This is a genomic window from Pseudomonas sp. NFPP28 (assembly GCF_900115535.1).
GTDB classification, from domain to species: Bacteria; Pseudomonadota; Gammaproteobacteria; order Pseudomonadales; family Pseudomonadaceae; genus Aquipseudomonas; species Aquipseudomonas extremorientalis.
This window is the reverse complement of sequence record NZ_FOWT01000001.1, coordinates 792763-813164: the sequence shown is the minus strand read 5'-3', so window position 1 is coordinate 813164 and position 20402 is coordinate 792763. Positions and strand designations below refer to the sequence as shown.

General features: G+C 62.4%; 16 protein-coding genes. 6 read left to right on the top strand and 10 right to left on the bottom strand.

Annotation, left to right across the window (positions count from 1 at the left end; translation table 11 throughout):
• Nucleotides 1-140: 140 nt before the first annotated feature.
• From BM110_RS03815 to BM110_RS03800, 4 genes are read right to left on the bottom strand one after another with little or no spacing between them, the layout of a single operon-like run.
• A complete protein-coding gene (locus tag BM110_RS03815) occupies nucleotides 141-1505 on the bottom strand; it encodes a heavy metal sensor histidine kinase (protein WP_092240792.1) in 1365 nt (454 codons plus the stop codon).
• Nucleotides 1495-2172 carry a heavy metal response regulator transcription factor gene (locus tag BM110_RS03810; RefSeq protein ID WP_071491192.1) on the bottom strand — a complete coding sequence of 226 codons (678 nt, stop codon included), beginning with the start codon at nucleotides 2170-2172 and terminating at the stop codon, nucleotides 1495-1497. The genes BM110_RS03815 and BM110_RS03810 overlap by 11 nt, the downstream gene beginning before the upstream one ends.
• Nucleotides 2173-2197: 25 nt before the next feature.
• On the bottom strand, nucleotides 2198-5287 hold the full coding sequence (locus tag BM110_RS03805) for a multidrug efflux RND transporter permease subunit (RefSeq protein ID WP_093512442.1): 3090 nt from the start codon (nucleotides 5285-5287) through the stop codon (nucleotides 2198-2200).
• Nucleotides 5284-6450: an efflux RND transporter periplasmic adaptor subunit gene (locus BM110_RS03800; RefSeq protein ID WP_093512440.1), complete on the bottom strand. Its 1167-nt coding sequence runs from the start codon at nucleotides 6448-6450 to the stop codon at nucleotides 5284-5286. Before BM110_RS03800 ends, BM110_RS03805 begins: the two co-directional genes overlap by 4 nt.
• Before the next feature lie 214 nt (nucleotides 6451-6664).
• On the opposite strand from BM110_RS03800, the gene BM110_RS03795 reads away from it, so the two are divergent.
• From BM110_RS03795 to BM110_RS03785, 3 genes are all read left to right on the top strand, one after another.
• Nucleotides 6665-6898: a hypothetical protein gene (locus BM110_RS03795; RefSeq protein WP_010213018.1), complete on the top strand. Its 234-nt coding sequence runs from the start codon at nucleotides 6665-6667 to the stop codon at nucleotides 6896-6898.
• Nucleotides 6899-7063: 165 nt separating this feature from the next.
• Nucleotides 7064-7834 (top strand): transporter substrate-binding domain-containing protein, encoded by a 771-nt coding sequence (locus tag BM110_RS03790; RefSeq protein WP_092240801.1) that lies wholly within the window; start codon nucleotides 7064-7066, stop codon nucleotides 7832-7834.
• A 107-nt stretch (nucleotides 7835-7941) separates the two neighbouring features.
• Nucleotides 7942-9525 carry a methyl-accepting chemotaxis protein gene (locus tag BM110_RS03785; RefSeq protein ID WP_093512438.1) on the top strand — a complete coding sequence of 528 codons (1584 nt, stop codon included), beginning with the start codon at nucleotides 7942-7944 and terminating at the stop codon, nucleotides 9523-9525.
• Here the strand turns inward: BM110_RS03785 and BM110_RS03780 are convergent.
• The 6 genes from BM110_RS03780 to BM110_RS03755 form a co-directional block, all read right to left on the bottom strand.
• Nucleotides 9503-10246 (bottom strand): YkgJ family cysteine cluster protein, encoded by a 744-nt coding sequence (locus BM110_RS03780; protein ID WP_092240805.1) that lies wholly within the window; start codon nucleotides 10244-10246, stop codon nucleotides 9503-9505. The genes BM110_RS03785 and BM110_RS03780 overlap by 23 nt on opposite strands.
• Nucleotides 10247-10354: 108 nt before the next feature.
• Entirely contained in the window at nucleotides 10355-10837 is a 483-nt protein-coding gene (locus tag BM110_RS03775; RefSeq protein ID WP_093512436.1) for a GNAT family N-acetyltransferase, read from the bottom strand.
• The gene (locus tag BM110_RS03770; RefSeq protein ID WP_071491200.1) at nucleotides 10834-11736 is read right to left on the bottom strand and encodes a chemotaxis protein CheV; all 903 of its coding nucleotides are present in this window, start codon (nucleotides 11734-11736) and stop codon (nucleotides 10834-10836) included. Before BM110_RS03770 ends, BM110_RS03775 begins: the two co-directional genes overlap by 4 nt.
• 86 nt (nucleotides 11737-11822) lie before the next feature.
• Complete coding sequence (locus BM110_RS03765; RefSeq protein WP_092240809.1) at nucleotides 11823-12797, bottom strand: 2-hydroxyacid dehydrogenase; 975 nt, start codon at nucleotides 12795-12797, stop codon at nucleotides 11823-11825.
• A 216-nt stretch (nucleotides 12798-13013) separates the two neighbouring features.
• Nucleotides 13014-13982: a LysR family transcriptional regulator gene (locus tag BM110_RS03760; RefSeq protein WP_058422937.1), complete on the bottom strand. Its 969-nt coding sequence runs from the start codon at nucleotides 13980-13982 to the stop codon at nucleotides 13014-13016.
• A 97-nt stretch (nucleotides 13983-14079) separates the two neighbouring features.
• Entirely contained in the window at nucleotides 14080-16281 is a 2202-nt protein-coding gene (locus tag BM110_RS03755; protein WP_139217558.1) for a hypothetical protein, read from the bottom strand.
• A 230-nt stretch (nucleotides 16282-16511) separates the two neighbouring features.
• On the opposite strand from BM110_RS03755, the gene BM110_RS03750 reads away from it, so the two are divergent.
• Genes BM110_RS03750 through BM110_RS03740 form a run of 3 tightly spaced genes read left to right on the top strand, consistent with a single transcriptional unit; the run spans nucleotide 16512 to nucleotide 20401 of the window.
• On the top strand, nucleotides 16512-18023 hold the full coding sequence (locus tag BM110_RS03750; protein ID WP_093512431.1) for an efflux transporter outer membrane subunit: 1512 nt from the start codon (nucleotides 16512-16514) through the stop codon (nucleotides 18021-18023).
• Nucleotides 18024-18033: 10 nt separating this feature from the next.
• The gene (locus tag BM110_RS03745; protein ID WP_093512429.1) at nucleotides 18034-20211 is read left to right on the top strand and encodes an FUSC family protein; all 2178 of its coding nucleotides are present in this window, start codon (nucleotides 18034-18036) and stop codon (nucleotides 20209-20211) included.
• On the top strand, nucleotides 20201-20401 hold the full coding sequence (locus BM110_RS03740) for a DUF1656 domain-containing protein (RefSeq protein ID WP_071488550.1): 201 nt from the start codon (nucleotides 20201-20203) through the stop codon (nucleotides 20399-20401). The genes BM110_RS03745 and BM110_RS03740 overlap by 11 nt, the downstream gene beginning before the upstream one ends.
• Nucleotide 20402 lies beyond the last annotated feature (1 nt).

The following is a 20402-nucleotide window of genomic DNA, read 5'->3' as shown; positions in this document are numbered from 1 at the left end:
TAAGTCGAGGGAAATGCGGGTAAGCGGGAAAGCTGTCTTTGCCGTCGCGCTCATCGATGCGTCAAATTAACGCAGGTGAGCGGTGCGATACAGAGTGTAACAAGATAATGACTGTTGCCCAAATCGCAACAGTCATGGTGCTAGACCGGCAGGCTAATACCAAAGGTATTCCCACCGCCGTCACTGCGCACGAACACATCGCCGCCATGCATCAACGCAATCGCCTTGACGATAGCCAGGCCCAACCCGTGATTGGCCCCGCTGTTGCTGCGCGACGCGTCCACCCGATAAAAGCGTTCGAACAGACGCGGCAGGTGCTCGCTGGCAATCACTTCGCCGGGGTTGGTCACACCAATCGAGACCTGATGCTCCTGCACCTCTATGTTCACTGCGATGACCTGCCCGGGCGCGGTGTGTTGCACCGCATTGCTCAGCAGGTTGATCAGTGCGCGGCGCAGGTGGGCCTTCTCGATCTGCACCACGGCATCCCCGTGGACCTGCACCTGGACCTGGGCGTCTTCGAGGATGAAGTCCAGGTAGTCGAGAGTGGTGGCCACCTCGTCAGCCAGGGAGCTTTCGATCAGCTTGGTAGCCTTGCTGCCCTGGTCGGCGCTGGCGAGGAACAGCATGTCGTTGATGATCGAGCGCAGGCGCTCCAGCTCTTCGAGGTTCGATTGCAGCACTTCGAAATAATGCTCGGCCGAGCGCCCACGGGTCAGCGCCACCTGGGTCTGGCCGATCAGGTTGGTCAGCGGCGAACGCAGTTCATGGGCCACATCGGCGTTGAACGACTCCAGGCGCGAATAGGCTTGCTCGACGCGGTCCAGGGTGGAGTTGAACGAGTTGACGAACTGACTCAACTCCGGCGGCAACGGCGACAGTTGCAGGCGCCCGGAGAGCTTCGGTGGCGCGAGTTTCTGCGCCTCGTCCGAGAGTTTGCCCAGCGGTTTGAGGCCGATGCGCGCCACCCAGAACCCCAGCAACGACGCCAGCACCACGCCTACCAGGGCCAGGCTGATCAATGCCACGAGCAAATGATGCTGGGTGGCGCGGAAGTTCTCGGTGTCGATGGCGATCATGAAGCGCAGCGGCGGGCGCTGGTCCTTGGCCGGGAACTGGCTCACCAACACCTTGAACGGGTGCTTGTAGCCCGCCAGGTGCAAGTCGCGCTTGCCTGTGCGCCCTTCGGCGAAGGCGCGGATCTGCGCATCGGGGTTGCCATACTCGTAGTTCGGGTCGCTGCTCACCACCCAGAAGCGGATGCGTTTGTCTTCCTCACCCAGCAGCTTGAGCTTGGCCTTGATCTTCACCCAATGGTCCGGCGTACCGAAGCGGTTCACCGACGATTCGAGCACGCTGTAGCGCGCATCCAGCTCGGCGCCCGGCAGCAGCCCAAGGCTGCGGTCCACCTGTTGATAGAGCGCGCCGCCAATCAACAGGAAGATCAGCAACGCCACCAGGCTGAACATGCCGCTCAGGCGCAAGGCAATGGAGTTAGCCGACATTGCGACTCTCCAGCACATACCCCATGCCCCGGATGGTGTGCAGCAGCTTGGTGTCGAACGGCCCGTCGAGCTTGGCGCGCAGACGCTTGATCGCGACTTCCACCACATTGGCGTCGCTGTCGAAATTGATGTCCCAGACCATTTCCGCAATCGCCGTCTTGGAAAGGATTTCGCCCTGGCGTCGCGCCAATACGCTGAGCAGCGAGAACTCCTTGGCGGTCAGGTCCAGGCGCACGCCGTTGCGGCTGGCCTTGCGGCTGATCAGGTCGATCCACAGGTCAGCGACCGTCACCTGCACCGGCTCGTGCCCGCCGCTACGGCGGGTCAGGGCTTGCAGGCGTGCCACCAGTTCCAGGAAGGAAAACGGCTTGCCCAGGTAATCGTCGGCGCCTTCGCGCAGGCCGCGAATGCGGTCTTCCACGCGCTCGCGAGCGGTCAGCATGATCACCGGCGTCTGTTTGCGTGCACGCAAGGCGCGCAACACGCCGAAGCCATCGAGGCCGGGCAGCATCACGTCGAGCACGATCACCGCATAATCGTTCTCCAGCGCCAGGTGCAGACCCTCGACACCTTCGCGGGCGACATCGACCGTATAGCCTTGCTCGGTCAGACCGCGATGCAGGTAGTCCGCGGTTTTCTCTTCATCTTCAATAATCAGGACGCGCATGAGTCTTTTGCTCCAGGGCCGGGCTTCAATCTGTGGTCGCCAACGCAGGGGTTGGTATGGGCCGGTGGAAAAACTTCTCGAGGTACAAGTATATGACCGGCGTGGTGAACAGCGTCAGCGCCTGGCTCACCAGCAAGCCGCCGACCACCGCGATCCCCAGCGGCTGGCGCATTTCCGCACCGGGGCCGGCGCCGAGCATCAGCGGCACCGCGCCAAGCAGGGCGGCGAGGGTGGTCATGATGATCGGCCGGAACCGCGTGACGCAGGCTTCGTAGATCGCTTCTTCAGGCGCCAGCCCGCGCACGCGTTGGGCGTCAAGGGCGAAGTCGATCATCAGGATGCCGTTCTTCTTCACGATACCGATCAACAGCACCAGGCCGATCAAGGCCATGATCGAAAAGTCCTGGCCCATCAGTGACAGCATGATCAGTGCGCCCAACCCGGCGGATGGCAAGGTCGAGATGATCGTCAGCGGGTGCACGAAACTCTCGTACAACACGCCGAGGATGATGTAGACCGCCACCAGCGCCGCCAGGATCAGCCACGGTTGGCTGGCCAGGGAGCTCTGGAACGCCTGGGCCGCGCCCTGGAAGTTGCCGATGATGGTAGTTGGCATGCCGATTTCATTCTTGGCCTGGTCGAGCATGAGCACCGCGTCGCCCAACGCCACGCCCGGCGCCAGGTTGAACGACAGGTTGGCGGCCGGGAACATGCCGTCATGGCTGATGGAAAGCGGCCCCACCGTCGGTGGATCGACTTTGGCCAGCGCCGACAGCGGCACCATCTCGTTGGTCAGCGGCGAGCGCAGGTAGAAATAGTTCAGGCTTTCGGCCTTGCCGCGTTGTTGCGTGTCCAGTTCCAGCACCACCTGGTACTGGTTGATTTCGGTCTGGAACTCGTTGATCTGGCGTTGGCCGAAGGCGTCGTACAGCGCCTGGTCCACATCGGTGGCGGTCAGGCCAAAGCGTGCGGCGGCCTGACGGTCGATGCTGATGTGGGTGATGCTGCCGCCCAGTTGCAGGTCGTTGGACAGGTCGCGAAAGGCCGGGTTGGCGCGCAGTTTTTCGGTGAGGCGCTGGGTCCAGGTATTCAGCGTCGCGCCGTCATTGCTCTTGAGCACGTATTGGTACTGGGCGCGGCTGGGGCCGGAACTCAAGTTGATGTCCTGACCGGCACGCAGGTACAGCACAATGCCCGGCACCTTGGCCAGTTTCGGGCGGATGCGATCAATGAACTGGCTGGCGGACACATCGCGATCACCGCGATCCTTCAAGGCGATCCAGAAACGCCCGTTGGCAATGGTCTGGTTGCTGCCGGTCACCCCCACTGAATGCGAGAACGCTTGCACCGCCGGGTCGGCCTTGACGATCTCGGCCAGGGCCTTGTGCTTGGCGACCATGTCCGGGTACGACACGTCGGCCGCCGCTTCACTGGTGCCGAGTACAAAGCCGGTGTCCTGCACCGGGAAGAAACCCTTGGGGATAAACACATAGCCGACCACGGCCAGGGCCAGGGTTATCACAAAGATCGCTGCCATGGTGCGTTGATGGGCCAGGGCGCGGCGCAGGTTGCGCGCATAGCCGGCCAACAGGCGCTCGCTGAAACCTGGTTTGTCGTGGACGTGATGGGTGGGCGCGCGCATGAACAGCGCGGCGAGGGTCGGCGCCAGGGTCAGTGATACCACCACCGAAATCAGGATGGTCGAGGTGGCTGTCAGCGCGAATTCCTTGAACAGCCGTCCGACCACACCGCCCATGAACAGCAGCGGAATGAATGCCGCCACCAGCGAGAAGCTGATGGACACCACGGTAAAGCCGATTTCACCGGCGCCCTTGATCGCCGCTTCGCGCTTGTCGAGGCCCGCCTCCAGATGACGATGAATGTTCTCCACCACCACGATCGCATCGTCCACCACAAAGCCCACGGCAATCACGATTGCCACCAGTGTGAGGTTGTTCAGGCTGAAGCCCATCAGGTACATCAGCGCAAAACTGGCGACCAGCGACACGCCCAGCACACTGGACACAATCAGCGTCGCCGACAACTGGCGCAGGAACAGCGCCATCACCGCCACCACCAGCAGGATGGCGATCAGCAAGGTGACTTCCACTTCGTGCAAGGAGGCGCGGATGGTCTTGGTGCGGTCGGTCAACACGCTGACCTGCACCGACGCTGGCAACATGGCTTGCAGGCGCGGCAACTCGGCTTGAATACGGTCGACGGTCTCGACAATGTTCGCGCCGGGTTGGCGTGAGATCACCAGGTTGACCCCGGGCGTGTCGCCGGACCAGGCCTGCACGTAGGCGTTTTCCGAGCCATTGATGACTTTGGCGATATCACGCAGTTGAACCGGTGCGCCGTCCTTGTAGGACACGATCAACTGCGCGTAGTCCTCCGGGTGGAACAACTGGTCGTTGGTCGACAGGGTCGACACGCTGTTCTCGCCGTAGATCGCGCCCTTGGCCAGGTTGAGGCTCGATTGCTGGATAGCCAGGCGGATATCGGCGAGGGTCAAGCCGATGGCGGCGAGTTTGTCCGGCGACGCCTGCACGCGGATCGCCGGGCGTTGCTGGCCGGTGATGTTGATCTGGCCAACGCCGTCGATCTGGCTGATCTGCCGGGCCAGCAGGGTTTCCACGTAGTCGCTCAGCTCGGTGCTGGGCATGCTGTTGGAACTGACGCTGAGGATCAGTACCGGGCTGTCCGCCGGGTTGACCTTTTTCCAGGTCGGCAGGCTCGGCATATCGCTGGGCAGCTTGCCGGACGCGGTGTTGATCGCCGCCTGCACTTCCTGGGCGGCGGTGTCGATGCTCTTGTCCAGGGTGAATTGCAGGGTCAGCAGGCTGGAGCCCAAGGCACTGCTGGAGGTCATCTGGGTCATGCCGGGGATGGCGCTGAATTGCACCTCCAATGGCGTGGCCACGGACGAGGCCATGGTGTCCGGGCTGGCGCCGGGCAGGGTGGCGGTCACTTGGATGGTCGGAAACTCCGCTTCAGGCAGTGGGGCAATGGCCAGGCGCGGGAAGGCAATCAGCCCGAGCAGCACCAGGGCGAAGGTCAGCAGCAGGGTGGCGACCGGGTGGTCGACACACCAGGCTGACGGCGAACGGCTCATGGTTGCACCTTGGCATCGACGGTCTGGATGACCTGCGGTGGGTCCTTGAGTACCTCCACCTGCGCACCGGCCTTGAGTCGCGACTGGCCGTCACTGACCAGCACATCCCCGGCCTGCACGCCCTTGATGATGTTGAGGTCGCTGTCCTGGTACGTCACCTGCACCGGCACCACCTCGGCCTTGTCGCCGTTGACCCGGTACACGAAGTGCGAATCCAGGCCGCGCTGTACCACGGTCGGTGGAACGACCAAGGCGTTTTTGTCGAGGGCGGTCTGGATCTTGATAGTCACCAGTTGCCCCGGCCACAGGCGCTGTGAAGCGTTGTTGAACTCGGCCTTGGCGCGCAGGGTGCCGGTGGTGGAGCTGATCTGGTTGTCGATCAGGCTCAAATGGCCTTCGCCGAGCAAATCGCCGGTCTGGCCGTCGGTATCGGCGCCCAGGTAGGCGTCGACGCTGGCCGGGGTGGGCGCCGCGATCAGGCCTTGCAGGGTGGGCAGCATCTGTTGCGGCAGGGAGAACTCGACGGCAATCGGGTCGATCTGGGTCACGGAAAACAGGCCCTGGGTATCGGCTGTGCGCAGGAAGTTGCCTTCATCCACGGTGCGAATACCCACGCGGCCGCTGACCGGTGAGCGAATCTGGGTGTAGGAAAGTTGCACCTGGGCCGAATCGATGGCGGCCTGGTTGCCCTGGGCGGTGGCCTTGAGCTGGTTGACCAACGCTTGTTGCTGGTCATAGGTCTGCTTGGACACGCCGTCATCGACGCTCAATGCCTTGTAGCGCTTGAGGTTGACCAGCGCCACCTGCAACTGCGCCTGGCTTTCGCCCAGTTGCGCCTTGGCCTGGTCGAGATTGGCGCGGATCGAGCGGTCATCGATGGTCGCCAGCAGGTCGCCGGCCTTGACCCGTTGGCCTTCCTTGACCAGCAATTTTGTGAGGATGCCGTCCACCTGCGGGCGAATCACCACGCTGTGCAGTGACAGCACCGAACCGATCCCGCTGACAAAGCGCGGAACATCCTGCTGCACCACGCTCACCACCCGCACCGGAATCGCCGTGGGCGCCGCCAGTCTGGCTTTGGCTGGACGGGTCAAGGTCCAGGCTGCAACAGCCAACACTACGAGGACAGCCACGATCAGGGCGGTTTTGCGTTGAATGTGCATGGGGTGAGGCGCCAGGGCAAAGGATTGGAAGTGTGTGAGGCCTTTATAGCCTGCCAACCCGGTCAGCAAGGTGACTGCTAACTGACGGCGCTGTCAGTAAAGGCAGACCATTCGTACAGGTGGTGGTTAAAGATCCGAGGCGGGCAGGTATACTGCGCGCCAGCGTGGCCCGCAAGCCGGCCCCGCGTCATTTCTTGCACGCTCCGGAGCTTCCATGACTTCCCCGACACAACCCCCTGTTGAAGCGGCCGACCTCGTCGATCCGGCCAGCGCCGAAGGCGTTGAAAAAGCCGAGATCCCGGCGTTCAAATTCCCCTTCAAGCCGGGTGAGTTGGCCGGGGCCAAGAATGCCGCCCAGCCCTGGTACAAGAACGGTGCCAAGAATGGCCACACCAAGACCCCGGGCATGGCGCCACCGGGCACCCGCCGTTCCATGGGTAAACGTTAAGATTAATCCACTGTAATATTTGCGGGATGTTGCCTACAGCTCCAGTCGCTATTTCTTCTTGTAGGCCCACGACCGTTTCTTGAAAGCTTGCACAGCTTCCGCTGCACCCCTGGTTTTTCCACAGGGAGCAGCGGAGGGCGCTCTTTCCGGAAAAGGACGTTTCCTGTGGCCCTGATACACCTTTGTGTAGCGTTTGTCCTGTTGCTTGCGGTGGATGCCGTTGCAGGCCTTGATCAACCTCGACGCGAAATCCGCTTCGCCGTTGCCGCGCAATTTCCCCCCTTCCAGAGCCGCAACCCGCAAGGGCAGTTGGTCGGCTTGAATATCGAGTTGGGCAACGCCCTTTGCCAGCAGTTGAATGTTCGCTGTACCTGGGTCGACCAGGTGCTGGTCGAAAACTTCGGACGTCTTGAAGCGCGGCAATTCGATGCGATCATGGGCATTGCCCCTACACCCCTGCGCCGGCGTTGGGTCAGTTTTACCGACAACCTCTACCCCTTTACCACGCGTCTTGTCGCCCGTCGAAGCTCGGGCCTGATGCCGACACCAAGATCGCTCAAGGGCAAGCGAGTGGGCGTATTGCTGGGCAGTAATCGCGAAGCCTTTGTTCGTTCGCAATGGGCGCGCGAAGGCGTGATTATCAAGAGTTTCTGGCTCAACGACGAGCTGGTCCGCAGCCTGGTGGCAGGCGATATCGATGCGACCCTGCAGGGCACTGTGGAAATTCGCGAGGCCCTGCTCGACACGGCTGTCGGCCAGGATTTCGACTTTCTGGGGCCCGCCGTTTGTGCTGAGCTGTTAGGCAATGGTGTTGCGATTGCGCTGCGCAATACCGACACGGCGCTGCGTGTCGAGCTGAATCGTGCGCTTGAACAGCTCAAGCACAATGGCGAATACCAGCGGATCGTCGCGCCTTATCATCTGGACCGGCCGTGATGGCTAATTAATTGCGCGGAACATGAGCTGGATCAGTATTTGCCCCCTCGGTGCGCTTAGAGTCGACGCCCTGCCGACTCCCCCAACAATCACGAGCGCGCTTCTCCATGAAGATCAATCTGCCGGTCACCGGTCGGAATGTGGACTTTGCCCCCGACGCCAACATCCTTTCGACCACCGACCTGACCAGCGCGATTACCTACGCCAACCAGGACTTCATCGATATCAGCGGCTACAGCTGTGACGAGCTGCTGGGGGCGCCGCACAACATCCTGCGGCATCCGGACATGCCGGCCGAGGCATTCGCCCATATGTGGCAAACCCTCAAGAGCGGCCGGTCGTGGATGGGCATGGTGAAAAACCGCTGCAAAAACGGTGACCACTATTGGGTCAGCGCGTATGCCACGCCGGTGACCCGAGAGGGCGCGACCGTGGAGTATCAATCGGTGCGTATCAAGCCGGATGCGCGCAGGATCGCGGTGGCGGAGCGGATGTATGCGCGTTTGCGAGCGGGCAAGCGGCTGTCCTGGCCGGTCGTCGGCATGGGTGTGAAATTGTCGGCATGGGTCATCGCCACTTGCGCGGTGACCTGGGCCTTGGGCTTGGGCCTGACGGACTCCGCGCCGGTCTGGCAGTTACTGGCGTTGGTGTCGGGCTGTGCGGTGGGGGCGGCTGGCGTGCGGCTGATGTTGCGGCCCTTGGCTGAACTGCAAAAGCGCGCGCGCCGGGTGGCCGACAACCCGCTGAGCCAGGCGATCTACACCGAGCGCCGCGACGAGTGCGGGCAGATCGAGTTCGCCCTGCACATGCTCGAAGCCCAGGTCGGCGCAGTGGTAGGGCGTATCGACGATGCCTCCCAGCGCCTCTCCGGCCACGCTGCACGGTTGGTGCAGCACCTCGACAACAGTCACGCCAGCAGCCTTGGCCAGCAGACCCGGACCGACCAGGTGGCGGCAGCCATTCACCAGATGGCCGCCAGCGTGGCCGAAATGGCCAACCATGCCCAGCAGGCGTCCAAGGCGGCCGACCAGGCCGGCAACGAAACCCGTGAAGGTCACCTGCGTGTGGATGAAAGTCGTGATGCGGTGTTGCGCTTGTCCCAGGAGCTGGTGCGGGCCACGGAGGTTATCCACCAGTTGGAAAACCACAGCGGTGAAATCAGCAGCGTGCTGGAAGTGATCCGCACGATTGCCGAGCAGACCAACCTGCTGGCCCTGAACGCGGCTATCGAAGCGGCGCGGGCCGGTGAGCAGGGGCGCGGGTTTGCGGTGGTGGCCGATGAAGTGCGCGGCCTGGCCCAGCGCACCCAGCAATCGACCGATGAAATCCAGCGCATGATCAGCACCCTGCAAGGCGGCGCACGGGACGCGGTGCAGGCCATGGCGCACAGTGGCGAGTATGTCGACGCCAGCGTCAAACAGGCGCAGCGGGCCGCCGCCGCACTGGATGGCATCAGCCAGCGTGTCACACAAATCACCGCCATGAGCCAGCAGATTGCAACCGCCGTGGAGGAGCAGAGCACGGTGAGCGAGGACATCAATCGCAACATCGTCGGCATCCGTGATGCCGGGGAGGCCACCGTCAGTGCTGGGCAGCAGAGCCGGCTCAGTTCAAGCGATGTGGCCGCACTGGCGGAGGATCTACGGCAGTTGGCGCGGGAGTTCTGGTCTAGGCCGCGCGCAACGAGATAAACGCATAGTTGGCCGGCACTTCGGTGGCAATCTGCGCCCCGGCATCCAGCACTTGCTCGGCGATGTCCATTCCCGACACATGGAACACCCATTCATTGGCCACGGACGGCTGACCCACCGCCAACTCGATCGCTTGGGCAAACGCGCCCATGTCCGGCAGGTAAGCGGTAAACCCATCGCCCTTGAGCGCTGTAGTGCGAATGCCGAGCAAGGCGCACACCGCTTCCTTGGTCTGCACATCATCACGGTCGGCCTGACGTGAGCGCTGGATCAACTGCGCCAGTTCAGGGTCCATCAGCTGGCCGCCCACGATCAATTCCGGCCCCTGTTCCCATGACTCCGGTGGGCAATCCTTGGCGGCGGGGTTCAACGGGATATGCGGATTGATCTCCATCGGGTAGATGCGGCACACCAGCGGGCGACGCTCATAGATACGGCAGCGGTTGTCCTCGTCAAGATTCCGGCAGGGGCCGGCGTTGTAGGCGGCAAAGGTGATTGCCACAAACGCCTCGGTGTTGCCGCTGGGCACGACCACCGAACGGCGTTCGGCATGTTCGCGTTGTTGCAGGGGCAGGCCCAGGCCATTACCGAGGAAACCTTCCACCAGGACGATGACGCTGCCGCCGTCTGCCGCCCACTGGCGGGCTTCTTCGAGGGTCAGGGGCACGTGATGATCGGAGCAGCATTTGCCGCAACCTACGCAGGAAAATCGAGTGTTCATGGCGGATCTGTCACCAGGCTAGGTCAGAGGGCACGCAAGAACGGTGACGGGTTTTTACCTCTGTTCACCGTTTTGTCTCTGTGGAAGCAAGTTGCACGCCAGTGCCTGTCAGTCCTCTGTCACTACATCGCGTAGGACAAATCTCATGCCTGCGCTCTCATACAACTGCCGAGCGCGCAGGTTGCTTTCCAATACCTTGAGGTCCACATAGGGCTCGCCGCGCTGCTTGAACACCTGGAAGCTGTGCAGCAACAAGGCGCGGCCCAGCCCCTGGCCCTGGGCGCAAGGGTGAACGGAGAGGTTCTTGATGAATGCGCTGGTCCAGCATTGCGCGACGGCGAGAATGCCTTCGTGGTTGCTCGCCACCAGGCACAGCGTGGGGTCGAACTCGGCGTCGGTGGTGAATTGGCGCTGCCAGGTTTCCAGGTGGGGAACGCGGCCGCCGCCCTGGTCCTGGGTCAGGCGCAATACCGCATGAATCGCTGGTGCAAGCTCGTCACGATAATGATCCAACTGTGTATCCGCGGGCCACAGCGGGGCAGGCAGGCTGCCGGTGAGGTCGCGGCGCAGCAGTTGGAAGTATTCGCTCACAGGCCTTTTTGCGCCACGGTTTGAGCGGCCACTACCAGGCACTTGGTCAACTCGGGCGAAGAGAACTTGGTGAGCACCGCATCGGCGCCGGCCAGCCGGGCTTTTTCGCTGTTCATCGCGCTGTCCAGGGAGGTGTGCAGCAAGATATAGAGGTGCTGGAAGTCCGGGGTTTCGCGCAGGGTGCGGGTGAGGGCGTAGCCGTCCATTTCCGACATCTCGATGTCCGACACCACCACATTGATCTGCTCGGCTGTGCCTTGCAGCTCCAGCAGCACATCGATGGCTTCCTTGGCGCTGCGTGCGGTATGGCAAGTGAGGCCGAGGTTGCGCAAGGTGTGTACCGATTGCTGCAGCGCGACCTGGCTGTCGTCCACCACCAGGATGCGCGCATTGCCCAGCACTTCGGCCTCTTCCATGGTCAAGTCGGTGGGCGCCGCTTCGATTGGCGCCGGTGCGATGCCATGGATGACTTTTTCGATATCCAGCACCTGCACCAGGCCGCCTTCCACCTGGGTCACTCCGGTGATAAACGCACGGTTACCGCCGGAGCCGTAGGGCGGCGGACGGATGTCGGTGGTCAGGCAATGCACGATCTTGCTCACCGCCTGCACATGCAACCCCTGTTTGGAGCGGCTCACGTCGGTGACGATCAGGCAGCCACCGTCCGGGTCTGCCAGGGGCATTTCGCCGAGGGCGCGGCTCAGGTCGATCACCGCCAGCGAGTTGCCGCGCAGGGTGGCGATGCCTTTCACATGCGGGTGGGACTCCGGCAGCTTGGTCAGCGGCGGGCATGGGATGATTTCGCTGACTTTCAGCAGGTTGATCGCCATCAGCTTGCCGCTGCGCAAGGTAAAGAGCAGAAGCGAGAGTGAGTCTGCGCGGGCTTTGGTGGTGGGCATAAAAACCTTCTGTGGATCAGGGATGACGATCTATGGAAGGTTATCGACTTGAGCGGCCCATGCTTTAGGGGCATGGGCCGCTAAAATCATTCCTTCCACACCTGAGGATTCACCAGGTCCTGCGGACGCTGGCCCAGCAGGGCGCTGCGCAGGTTGTCCAGGGCACGGTTGGCCATGGCTTCGCGGGTTTCATGGGTGGCCGAGCCGATGTGCGGCAGGGTCACGGCATTGCTCAGTTGGAACAGCGGCGATTCGGCCAGTGGCTCTTGCTCATACACATCCAGGCCGGCACCACGGATACGCTGGCTTTGCAGGGCTTCGATCAGCGCCGGTTCGTCTACCACCGGGCCGCGGGAAATATTGATCAGGATCGCGCTGGACTTCATCAGCCCCAACTCGCGGGTGCTGATCAGGTGCCGGGTCTTGTCGCTCAACGGCACCACCAGGCACACGAAATCCGCCTCGGCCAGCAGCGCGTCCAGGCTGCGCAACTGTGCGCCCAACTCCTGCTCCAGCGCCGGCTTGCGGCTGTTGCCGCTGTAGAGGATCGGCATGTTGAAACCCAGGCGGCCACGCCGGGCCACGGCCGCGCCGATATTGCCCATGCCGACGATGCCCAGGGTCTTGCCGTGCACATCGCAACCGAACAACGGCGCGCCGACACTGGCTTTCCACTGGCCGGCCTTGGTCCAGGCGTCCAGCTCGGCCACCCGGCGAGCGCTGCTCATCAGCAGGGCGAAGGCCAGGTCGGCGGTGCTTTCGGTGAGCACATCCGGGGTGTTGGTGAGCATGATTCCGCGCTCGTTGAAGTACGCCACATCGTAGTTGTCGTAACCCACCGACACGCTGGACACCACTTCCAGCTTGCTTGCGCCTTGCAACTGCTCGCGCCCCAGCTTGCGGCCCACACCGATCAGGCCGTGGGCGTGGGGCAGGGCTTCATTGAATTGAGCGTTGATGTCACCCAGCTTGGGGTTGGGCGCGATCACCTCGAAATCCTGTTGCAGGCGTTCGATCATTGCCGGGGTGACGCGGCTGAAGGCGAGGACAGTCTTTTTCATTGCAGGCGGGCTCATCGACTACGGGAGAATGCCAAGCACGCTAACATTCCTGCCGACAGTTGTCAGGACGTCACATGTATCCATGTGAGCACCGGACCAAGTGTGGGAGGGGGCTTGCCCCCGATGGCAGTGGACCGGTCAACACATCTGGTGACTGACGCACCGCTATCGGGAGCAAGCTCCCTCCCACATCTGATCTGTATCACCTGGGAGAGATCAGTTCGCCAGGCGTGCACCGCTAAGGCTGCCACTCAATTCATACGCCACCAGTTCCGCCTGGTGCGCCGCCAGAATCTCCGGCAGCGAGCCGCGCAGGTATTCCACCCAGGTCTTGATTTTCGCATCCAGGTATTGGCGCGAGGGATAGATGGCGTACAGGTTCAATTCCTGGGAACGGTAGTTGGGCATGACCCGCACCAGGGTGCCGTTGCGCAGGCCCTCGATGGCCGCGTACACCGGCAATAGGCCAATGCCCATGCCGCTGGTGATCGCGGTTTTCATCGCGTCGGCCGAGTTCACCAGGAACGGCGAGGTATTGATCGCCACGCTTTCCTGGCCTTCGGGGCCGTTGAAGGTCCACTTGTCGAGCTGGATCACCGGGCTGACCAGGCGCAGGCAGGCATGGTTGAGCAGGTCATTGGGGCGATGGGCGCAGCCCTTGGCCTTGACGTAATCCGGCGAGGCACAGGCGATGCTGTAGGTGATGCCCAGGCGCTGGGACACGAAGCCCGAGTCCGGCAGTTCGCTGGCCAGCACGATGGACACGTCATAGCCTTCGTCGAGCAGGTCCGGCACACGGTTGGCCAGGGTCAGGTCGAAGGTCACGTCCGGATGGGTGCGGCGATAGCGAGCGATGGCGTCGATGACGAAATGCTGGCCGATGCCGGTCATGGTGTGCACTTTCAATTGCCCGGCGGGGCGCGCATGGGCGTCACTGGCCTCGGCTTCGGCTTCTTCGACATAGGCCAGGATCTGTTCGCAGCGCAACAGGTAACGTTTACCCGCCTCGGTCAGTGCAATGCGCCGAGTGGTGCGGTTCAACAAGCGGGTTTGCAGATGGGCCTCAAGGTTGGAGACCGCGCGCGACACATTGGCAGTGGTGGTATCCAGTTGCACCGCGGCGGCGGTGAAGCTGCCGGCTTCGGCCACGCAACTGAAGGCGCGCATGTTTTGCAAAGTGTCCATGGAGTGTTCTCAAGGGAGATGCCAAATTGTGACATGAAGTTGCGCGCAGGTGTGTATCCGCTGGGCGCTGTCCCCTCCCGACATGGGTGGCGAAGAGTCAGGACAACGTCCAGGCCTCACTGACTTTCGCCCTATAGTGCGGCATGTATTCCTGTAGCAAGTGATTGAATGCCGCCTGTGCGCGGGCGCGGTTTTCACCGGTAGGTACGTCGAGGGCGGCGTGGGCGCGCTGTATCAGGGTTTCGGCGGCCCGGGCGAGTACCGGACTGATGCGTTTGAGTGCGTCAATCTCCGCGGTCAGCGACGTACCGTGGGCCTGCCGGCCCAGGGTGTCGAGCAATGCATGAAAGTCATCGGCGTGCCGCTCTACGTAATCGTCCCAGCCCGGCTTCTCATCGGGGTTTTCCAGGTAGCGGCGGGCGATTGGCAGCAGATGATCCAGTGAGTCGCTGCCTAACCGTTCTTTGTGCAAGGTTTGCCGGGTGCGCAACGACTGCGCCTCGATGACGCTGAACTGTTCAACCTGTTGCGGCAGTACCAGATTGCGGTCTTTGTCCTCCGTATGACGGGTATAGAGCACCACCGGTTGGCCGTGCTTTATCTTTACCAGCACTTGGGTGGACCACGGTCTGGCGGGATCAGGCAGCGATTCGCTGATCGAGCGGACCAGGTGTCCCCAGCCGAATGTCTGCTCGCCAATGGTATCAAGTGCTTGGTCCAGCATTTCCTTGACGACTTGCCGGGATTCTAAAGGGGCAATATCGATTGTCAGGTAATCACCGCTCAGGTGCGGGTCATCGAGCTTGCGTTGGCTGACTTCAATGGTCACGCCTTTGCCCGCCCCGCCCTGTGACGAGGCCGCTACCCCGGCAGAGAAACTCTGTATCTGGGCGATGGCGGTCAGCTTGTAGACTTTCAGCGCATCGGGGCGCAGCTGAGCAGGGTGACGCTGGATCAGCGTGTACATTTCATTCTCCAGCGGCCTATCGATGCGCGACTGTGCCTTGAGCAGTACATAGCGCTCCAGCAATGATTGGGCCTGTTTGTTGCTGGCGTGGCGAGTGGCGTTCAGCTCGGACGCTGGCACGGGTGTGCAGACCTGCCGGGTGAATTGTTTGCTGGTGGCGTCTATGTGGTTTTTCATGTCGGCCAACAGTGCCAGGGGGTCGTCGTTGTAGTGCTTGTGCGAGGCCAGGCGACGATGCGCCAACTCCGGCGCCGTTTCATACAGGCTCAGGATATCCAGGGTGATGTGTCGGTGAGTGCGTTGCAGGGTTGGCTTTATCGTGGTTTTCACCTGCAGAGCACTGAAGACATTCACCGTCGACTTGTTATGGGCCGTCAACGCGAAGCCGCGTTCGGTGATCACCGGTTGGGACGTGTTTCTCACGCTGGGCAGCTCAACATCGGTCAGGCCTGCGTCGGCCAATGCCGCCCTGACATAGGGTTGGCTCAGCGCTGAGTAGGCCAGGTGTTTCTGCAGGTTGTAGCTATCACGCAACAAGCTGGGCAGGTTCTTCACAGTGCGACGGATACTCTCGCTTAGCGAGGTGCGAACGGAATGGCTGCGCGCATCGGCGTACTGTTCCAGGTTTTCGTATTCGCGAGCCGAAACATAGCCGATACCGAGTTGGCTGTGGGTCTGGAACAGCTTCTCGATCGATGACTTCAACTGTGCCTGCAGGCTGATGGCGCGCGTGCTTCTGATGCGCTGGTCGGCGCAGACCTCCAGGCGGGAGTCGGCTGCCAGCTGCGGCCCGGCACGCGTCTGTTGCGTTGGTTCCAATGCAACGTTGTAGCCGATATGACGGTGGTTGCTGCGTTCGCCGCCATTGCGGACATAGGCGAGTGCCGGTAATAACTTTTGCGTCAGGCGCAGATGTTTGCCAGCACTGACGGCTGCCCGGAACTGCCATTTGAGGGCTCGACACAGTGCATAGTCGGCCTCGATGTCCGGGTCCCTGGAGGTGCGGTGCCGGCGAAGCAGGTGTTCGGCCTTTTTGAAAAACGCGTAAAAGTCCGGTAATGCCTCTACCGACACCTCAAGGCTCGGCTCTCGGCTGGACAGCTTGTGGTGAAGCGCCTCTATTGACGCTCGATCGCGATGATCGTCTGCAAGCGGGATCAGCTTTTCCAGGACGCTGTCCGCAATCCAGCACACATCACGCTCCAGGGGGCGCATGCCGGGTTGCAGTGGTGCTGGCGAGAGGTGTAGCTGCCTGCGCAGAACGTCAGCGGTCTGTTGTGCAGGGGCGGATATGGCTGCTTCGAAAGGGCGTGCGTTGAGGACTGAAAACATTCGGGCACTCCAGAGGGTGGAATGCTCGTTAGTGTGCTTGCTGGCAGCGCACCGCGCTGTAGGGAGAATGTCCCTGTGCCGGGATAAATAGCCCTACATCCTTGGAGCCAGCTCGGATTATCGTCTGAACGGTAACAAAGATTCACAGGAATGCCAGCTTATCGTTCCCCATGCCGCCCCCTAGAATTGCGCCACCTCTCCCCGCAACACCCTCTCAGGAATTCACAGCAGTGCCGCGTCGCATCAGCAGAGAGCTCAAGACTCTCAGTGTTTGGGCTTTATCGTTCGCAATCAGCGGCTGCATCGGAACCGGAGGAGTAGCCCCTCAAGGCCAGTCCCTCAACGCCAATAACCTGGCTACCGACGACGCCATCCAGAGCGCCGCGCAAGACGCCCACTGGCCCACCGCACACTGGTGGCAAGCCTACGGCGATCCCCAACTGAACCGCTGGGTCGCCCTCGCTACCGAAAACAGCCCAAGCATGGTCATGGCCGTTGCACGGGTGCGTGAAGCACGGGCCATGGCGGGGGTTGCCGAGTCGGCCGAGTCGTTGCAGATCAATAGCGACACTACCCTCAAGCGTCACAATTGGCCGAAGGATCAATTCTACGGGCCGGGCGAGCTGAGCGGTGCCAACACATGGGATAACAATGCGTCCCTGGGCCTGAGCTACGCCCTCGACCTGTGGGGCCGTGAAAGCAATGCCAGCGAACGTGCCGTCGACCTGGCGCACATGAGCGCCGCCGAAGCGCGCCAGGCCCAGCTCGAATTGCAGAACAACGTGGTGCGCGCCTATATCCAGCTGTCGTTGCAGTACGCCAATCGCGATATCGTCGCGGCCACCTTGGCGCAACAGCAGCAGATTCTCGACCTGGCCAACAAACGCCTGAACGCCGGGATCGGCACCCACTTTGATGTCAGCCAGGCCGAAACGCCGTTGCCGGAAACCCATCGCCAACTGGACGCCCTGGACGAAGAGATCGCCCTGAGCCGCAACCAACTCGCAGCGCTGGCGGGCAAGGGGCCGGGGGAGGGCGCGACATTGCAACGCCCGACCCTGTCTCTCGCCGCGCCCCTGAAACTGCCGTCGCGACTGCCTGCGCAATTGCTCGGCCAACGCCCGGACGTGGTCGCCAGCCGCTGGCAAGTTGCGGCCCAGGCCCGTGGCATCGACGTGGCCCACGCCGGTTTTTATCCCAACGTGGACCTGGTCGGCAGCCTCGGCTACATGGCCACCGGTGGCGGCATGCTGGAGTTCCTGGCGGGCAAGAAATTCAACTACAACGTCGGTCCGGCGATCACCTTGCCAATCTTCGACGGCGGGCGCCTGCGTGCGCAATTGGGTGAAGCCAGCGCCGGTTATGACATCGCGGTCGCCAAGTACAACCAGACCCTGGTCAACGCGCTCAAAGGCATCAGCGACCAGTTGATCCGTCGCGAGTCCATGGACAAACAAGCGTCCTTCGCCGCGCAGTCGGTGGCCTCGGCGCAGAAAACCTACGACATCGCGATGATCGCCTACCAGCGCGGCCTCACCGACTACCTCAATGTGCTGAATGCGCAGACGTTGTTGTTCCGCCAGCAGCAGGTGCAGCAACAGGTGCAGGCCGCCCGCCTGAGTGCCCACGCCGAACTGGTCACCGCCCTGGGCGGCGGCCTCGGTGCTGGCAGCGACGTACCGCAAGACGCCAAGACCCTCCCGAGCAAGACCCCGACGGCACTGGCCGTGTTCGATCACTGAGTAGGATTTGATGACTCCCTTGCCTGCACCGCTGCGCTGGCTGCATGCCCTTGAGTGGCGCCGTGGTTTTTTCGACTGGGTACGCAGCGATGGCGTGACCTGGGTGTATATCTTCAAGGTGCTGGCCGCCGCGTTCCTCACGCTGTGGTTGGCCATGCGCCTGGAGTTGCCGCAACCGCGTACGGCGATGATCACCGTGTTTATCGTGATGCAACCGCAAAGCGGCCAGGTGTTCGCCAAGAGCTTCTATCGCTTCCTCGGCACTCTGGCGGGGTCGGCGGTGATGGTGCTGCTGATCGCCTTGTTTGCGCAGAACACCGAGTTGTTCCTTGGTGCCTTGGCGATCTGGGTGGGCATGTGCACCGCTGGTGCCACGCGCAATCGTAACTTTCGCGCCTATGGTTTCGTGCTGGCCGGCTACACGGCGGCGATGGTCGGCCTGCCTGCGCTGGCGCATCCGGACGGTGCTTTCATGGCAGCGGTGTGGCGGGTGCTGGAAATCTCCCTGGGGATTCTGTGCGCCACGCTGGTCAGCGCCGCGATCCTGCCGCAAACCTCCAGTGCCGCCATGCGCAATGCCTTGTACCAGCGCTTTGGGGTGTTCGCGCTGTTCGTCACCGATGGCCTGCGCGGACGCAGCCAGCGTGAAGGGTTCGAGGCCAGCAACGTGCGCTTCATCGCCGAGGCCGTGGGCCTGGAAGGGCTGCGCAGTGTCACGGTGTTTGAAGACCCGCACATGCGCCGGCGCAATGGTCGGCTCAGTCGCCTCAACAGCGAGTTCATGAGCCTTACCACGCGCTTCAATGCCTTGCACCAGTTGCTCGAGCGCCTGCGCAGCGATGCCGCCGACCATGTTGTCGCGGCGATCAAACCCGGCCTGCAAGACCTCGCCGAAGTGCTCGATGGTTTTTCTGGCCGTGCGCTCACCAGCCCTGACGCGGCGCGCCTGGTCAATCAACTGAGTGCCTACAAGGACAGCTTGCCCGCCAAGGTCCGTAGCCTGCGCGCGGCCTTTCAGGAAGGCGATCCCACCGAAGCCGAGCAGCTGGATTTCCACACCGCCTACGAGTTGCTCTACCGTTTCGTCGACGACCTGCACAACTACGCGCAAACCCACGCGTCCCTGGCCGATCACAGCCATGCGCGCGAGCAGTGGGACGAAACCTTTATCCCGAAGACCAACTGGTTGGCTTGCGTCGCCTCGGGGATTCGCGCGTCGTTTATCTTGATTGTGCTCGGCAGTTACTGGGTCGCCACCGCCTGGCCCAGCGGTGCGACCATGACCCTGATCGCCGCCGCCACCGTGGGCCTGTCCGCCGCCACGCCGAACCCTAAGCGCATGGCGTTCCAGATGGCCTGCGGCACGTTGCTCGGTGCGGTGGTGGGCTTTGTCGAAATGTTCTTCGTGTTCCCCTGGATCGACGGTTTCCCGCTGCTGTGCGTGATGCTTGCGCCGGTGATCATCTTCGGCGCGTTTCTCGCTTCACGTCCGCAATACGCGGGTGTCGGGGTAGGCCTGTTGATCTTCTTCAGCACCGGTTCGGTGCCGGATAACCTCACGGTCTACAACCCCTACACCTTTATCAACGACTACATCGCCATGGTCATCGGCATGCTGGTGTGCGCGGCGGCGGGGGCGATCATCCTGCCGCCCAACAGCCGCTGGTTGTGGCGCCGCCTGGAGCAGGACCTGCGCGAACAGGTGGTGTATGCGATCAGCGGCAAGCTCAAGGGCCTGGCCTCGAGTTTTGAAAGCCGCACCCGCGACCTGCTGCACCAGGCCTACGGCCTCGCCGTCGGCCAGCCGCAAGTGCAGCGCGACCTGCTGCGCTGGATGTTCGTGGTGCTGGAAGTCGGTCACGCGATCATTGAGCTGCGCAAGGAACAGGCGATCCTTCCGGTGCACCCGGCGTACGCCGAGTCCCAGCCGTGGCGCCAGGCGATCCGCGTGATGGGCCGCTCGCTGGTGCGGCTGTTCCTGCAACCCAGCGCGAGCAACCTGGAGCGCGGCCTCATCGCCGTCGACCATGCGATCAGCCGCGTACAGGCTACCGACGAACCCTTCGCCCCGCACTTCGACACGTCGGCCCTGCGCCGGGTGAAAAGCTACCTGCACTTTATCCGCACTTCATTGCTCGACCCGCAATCGCCACTCGCTGCCTTTAAAGGAACTGCGCATGCCCCGTGAAATCGCCTTCCACGGCATCTATATGCCGACCATGACCCTGATGTTCCTGATCGCGGCGGGGCTGGCCTGGGGTGTGGATCGCTTCCTGGCCGGGTTCGACCTGTACCGTTTTTTCTGGCACCCGGCGTTGCTGCGCCTGAGCCTGTTCGTCTGCCTGTTCGGCGCCCTGGCGCTGAGCGTCTACCGTTGAG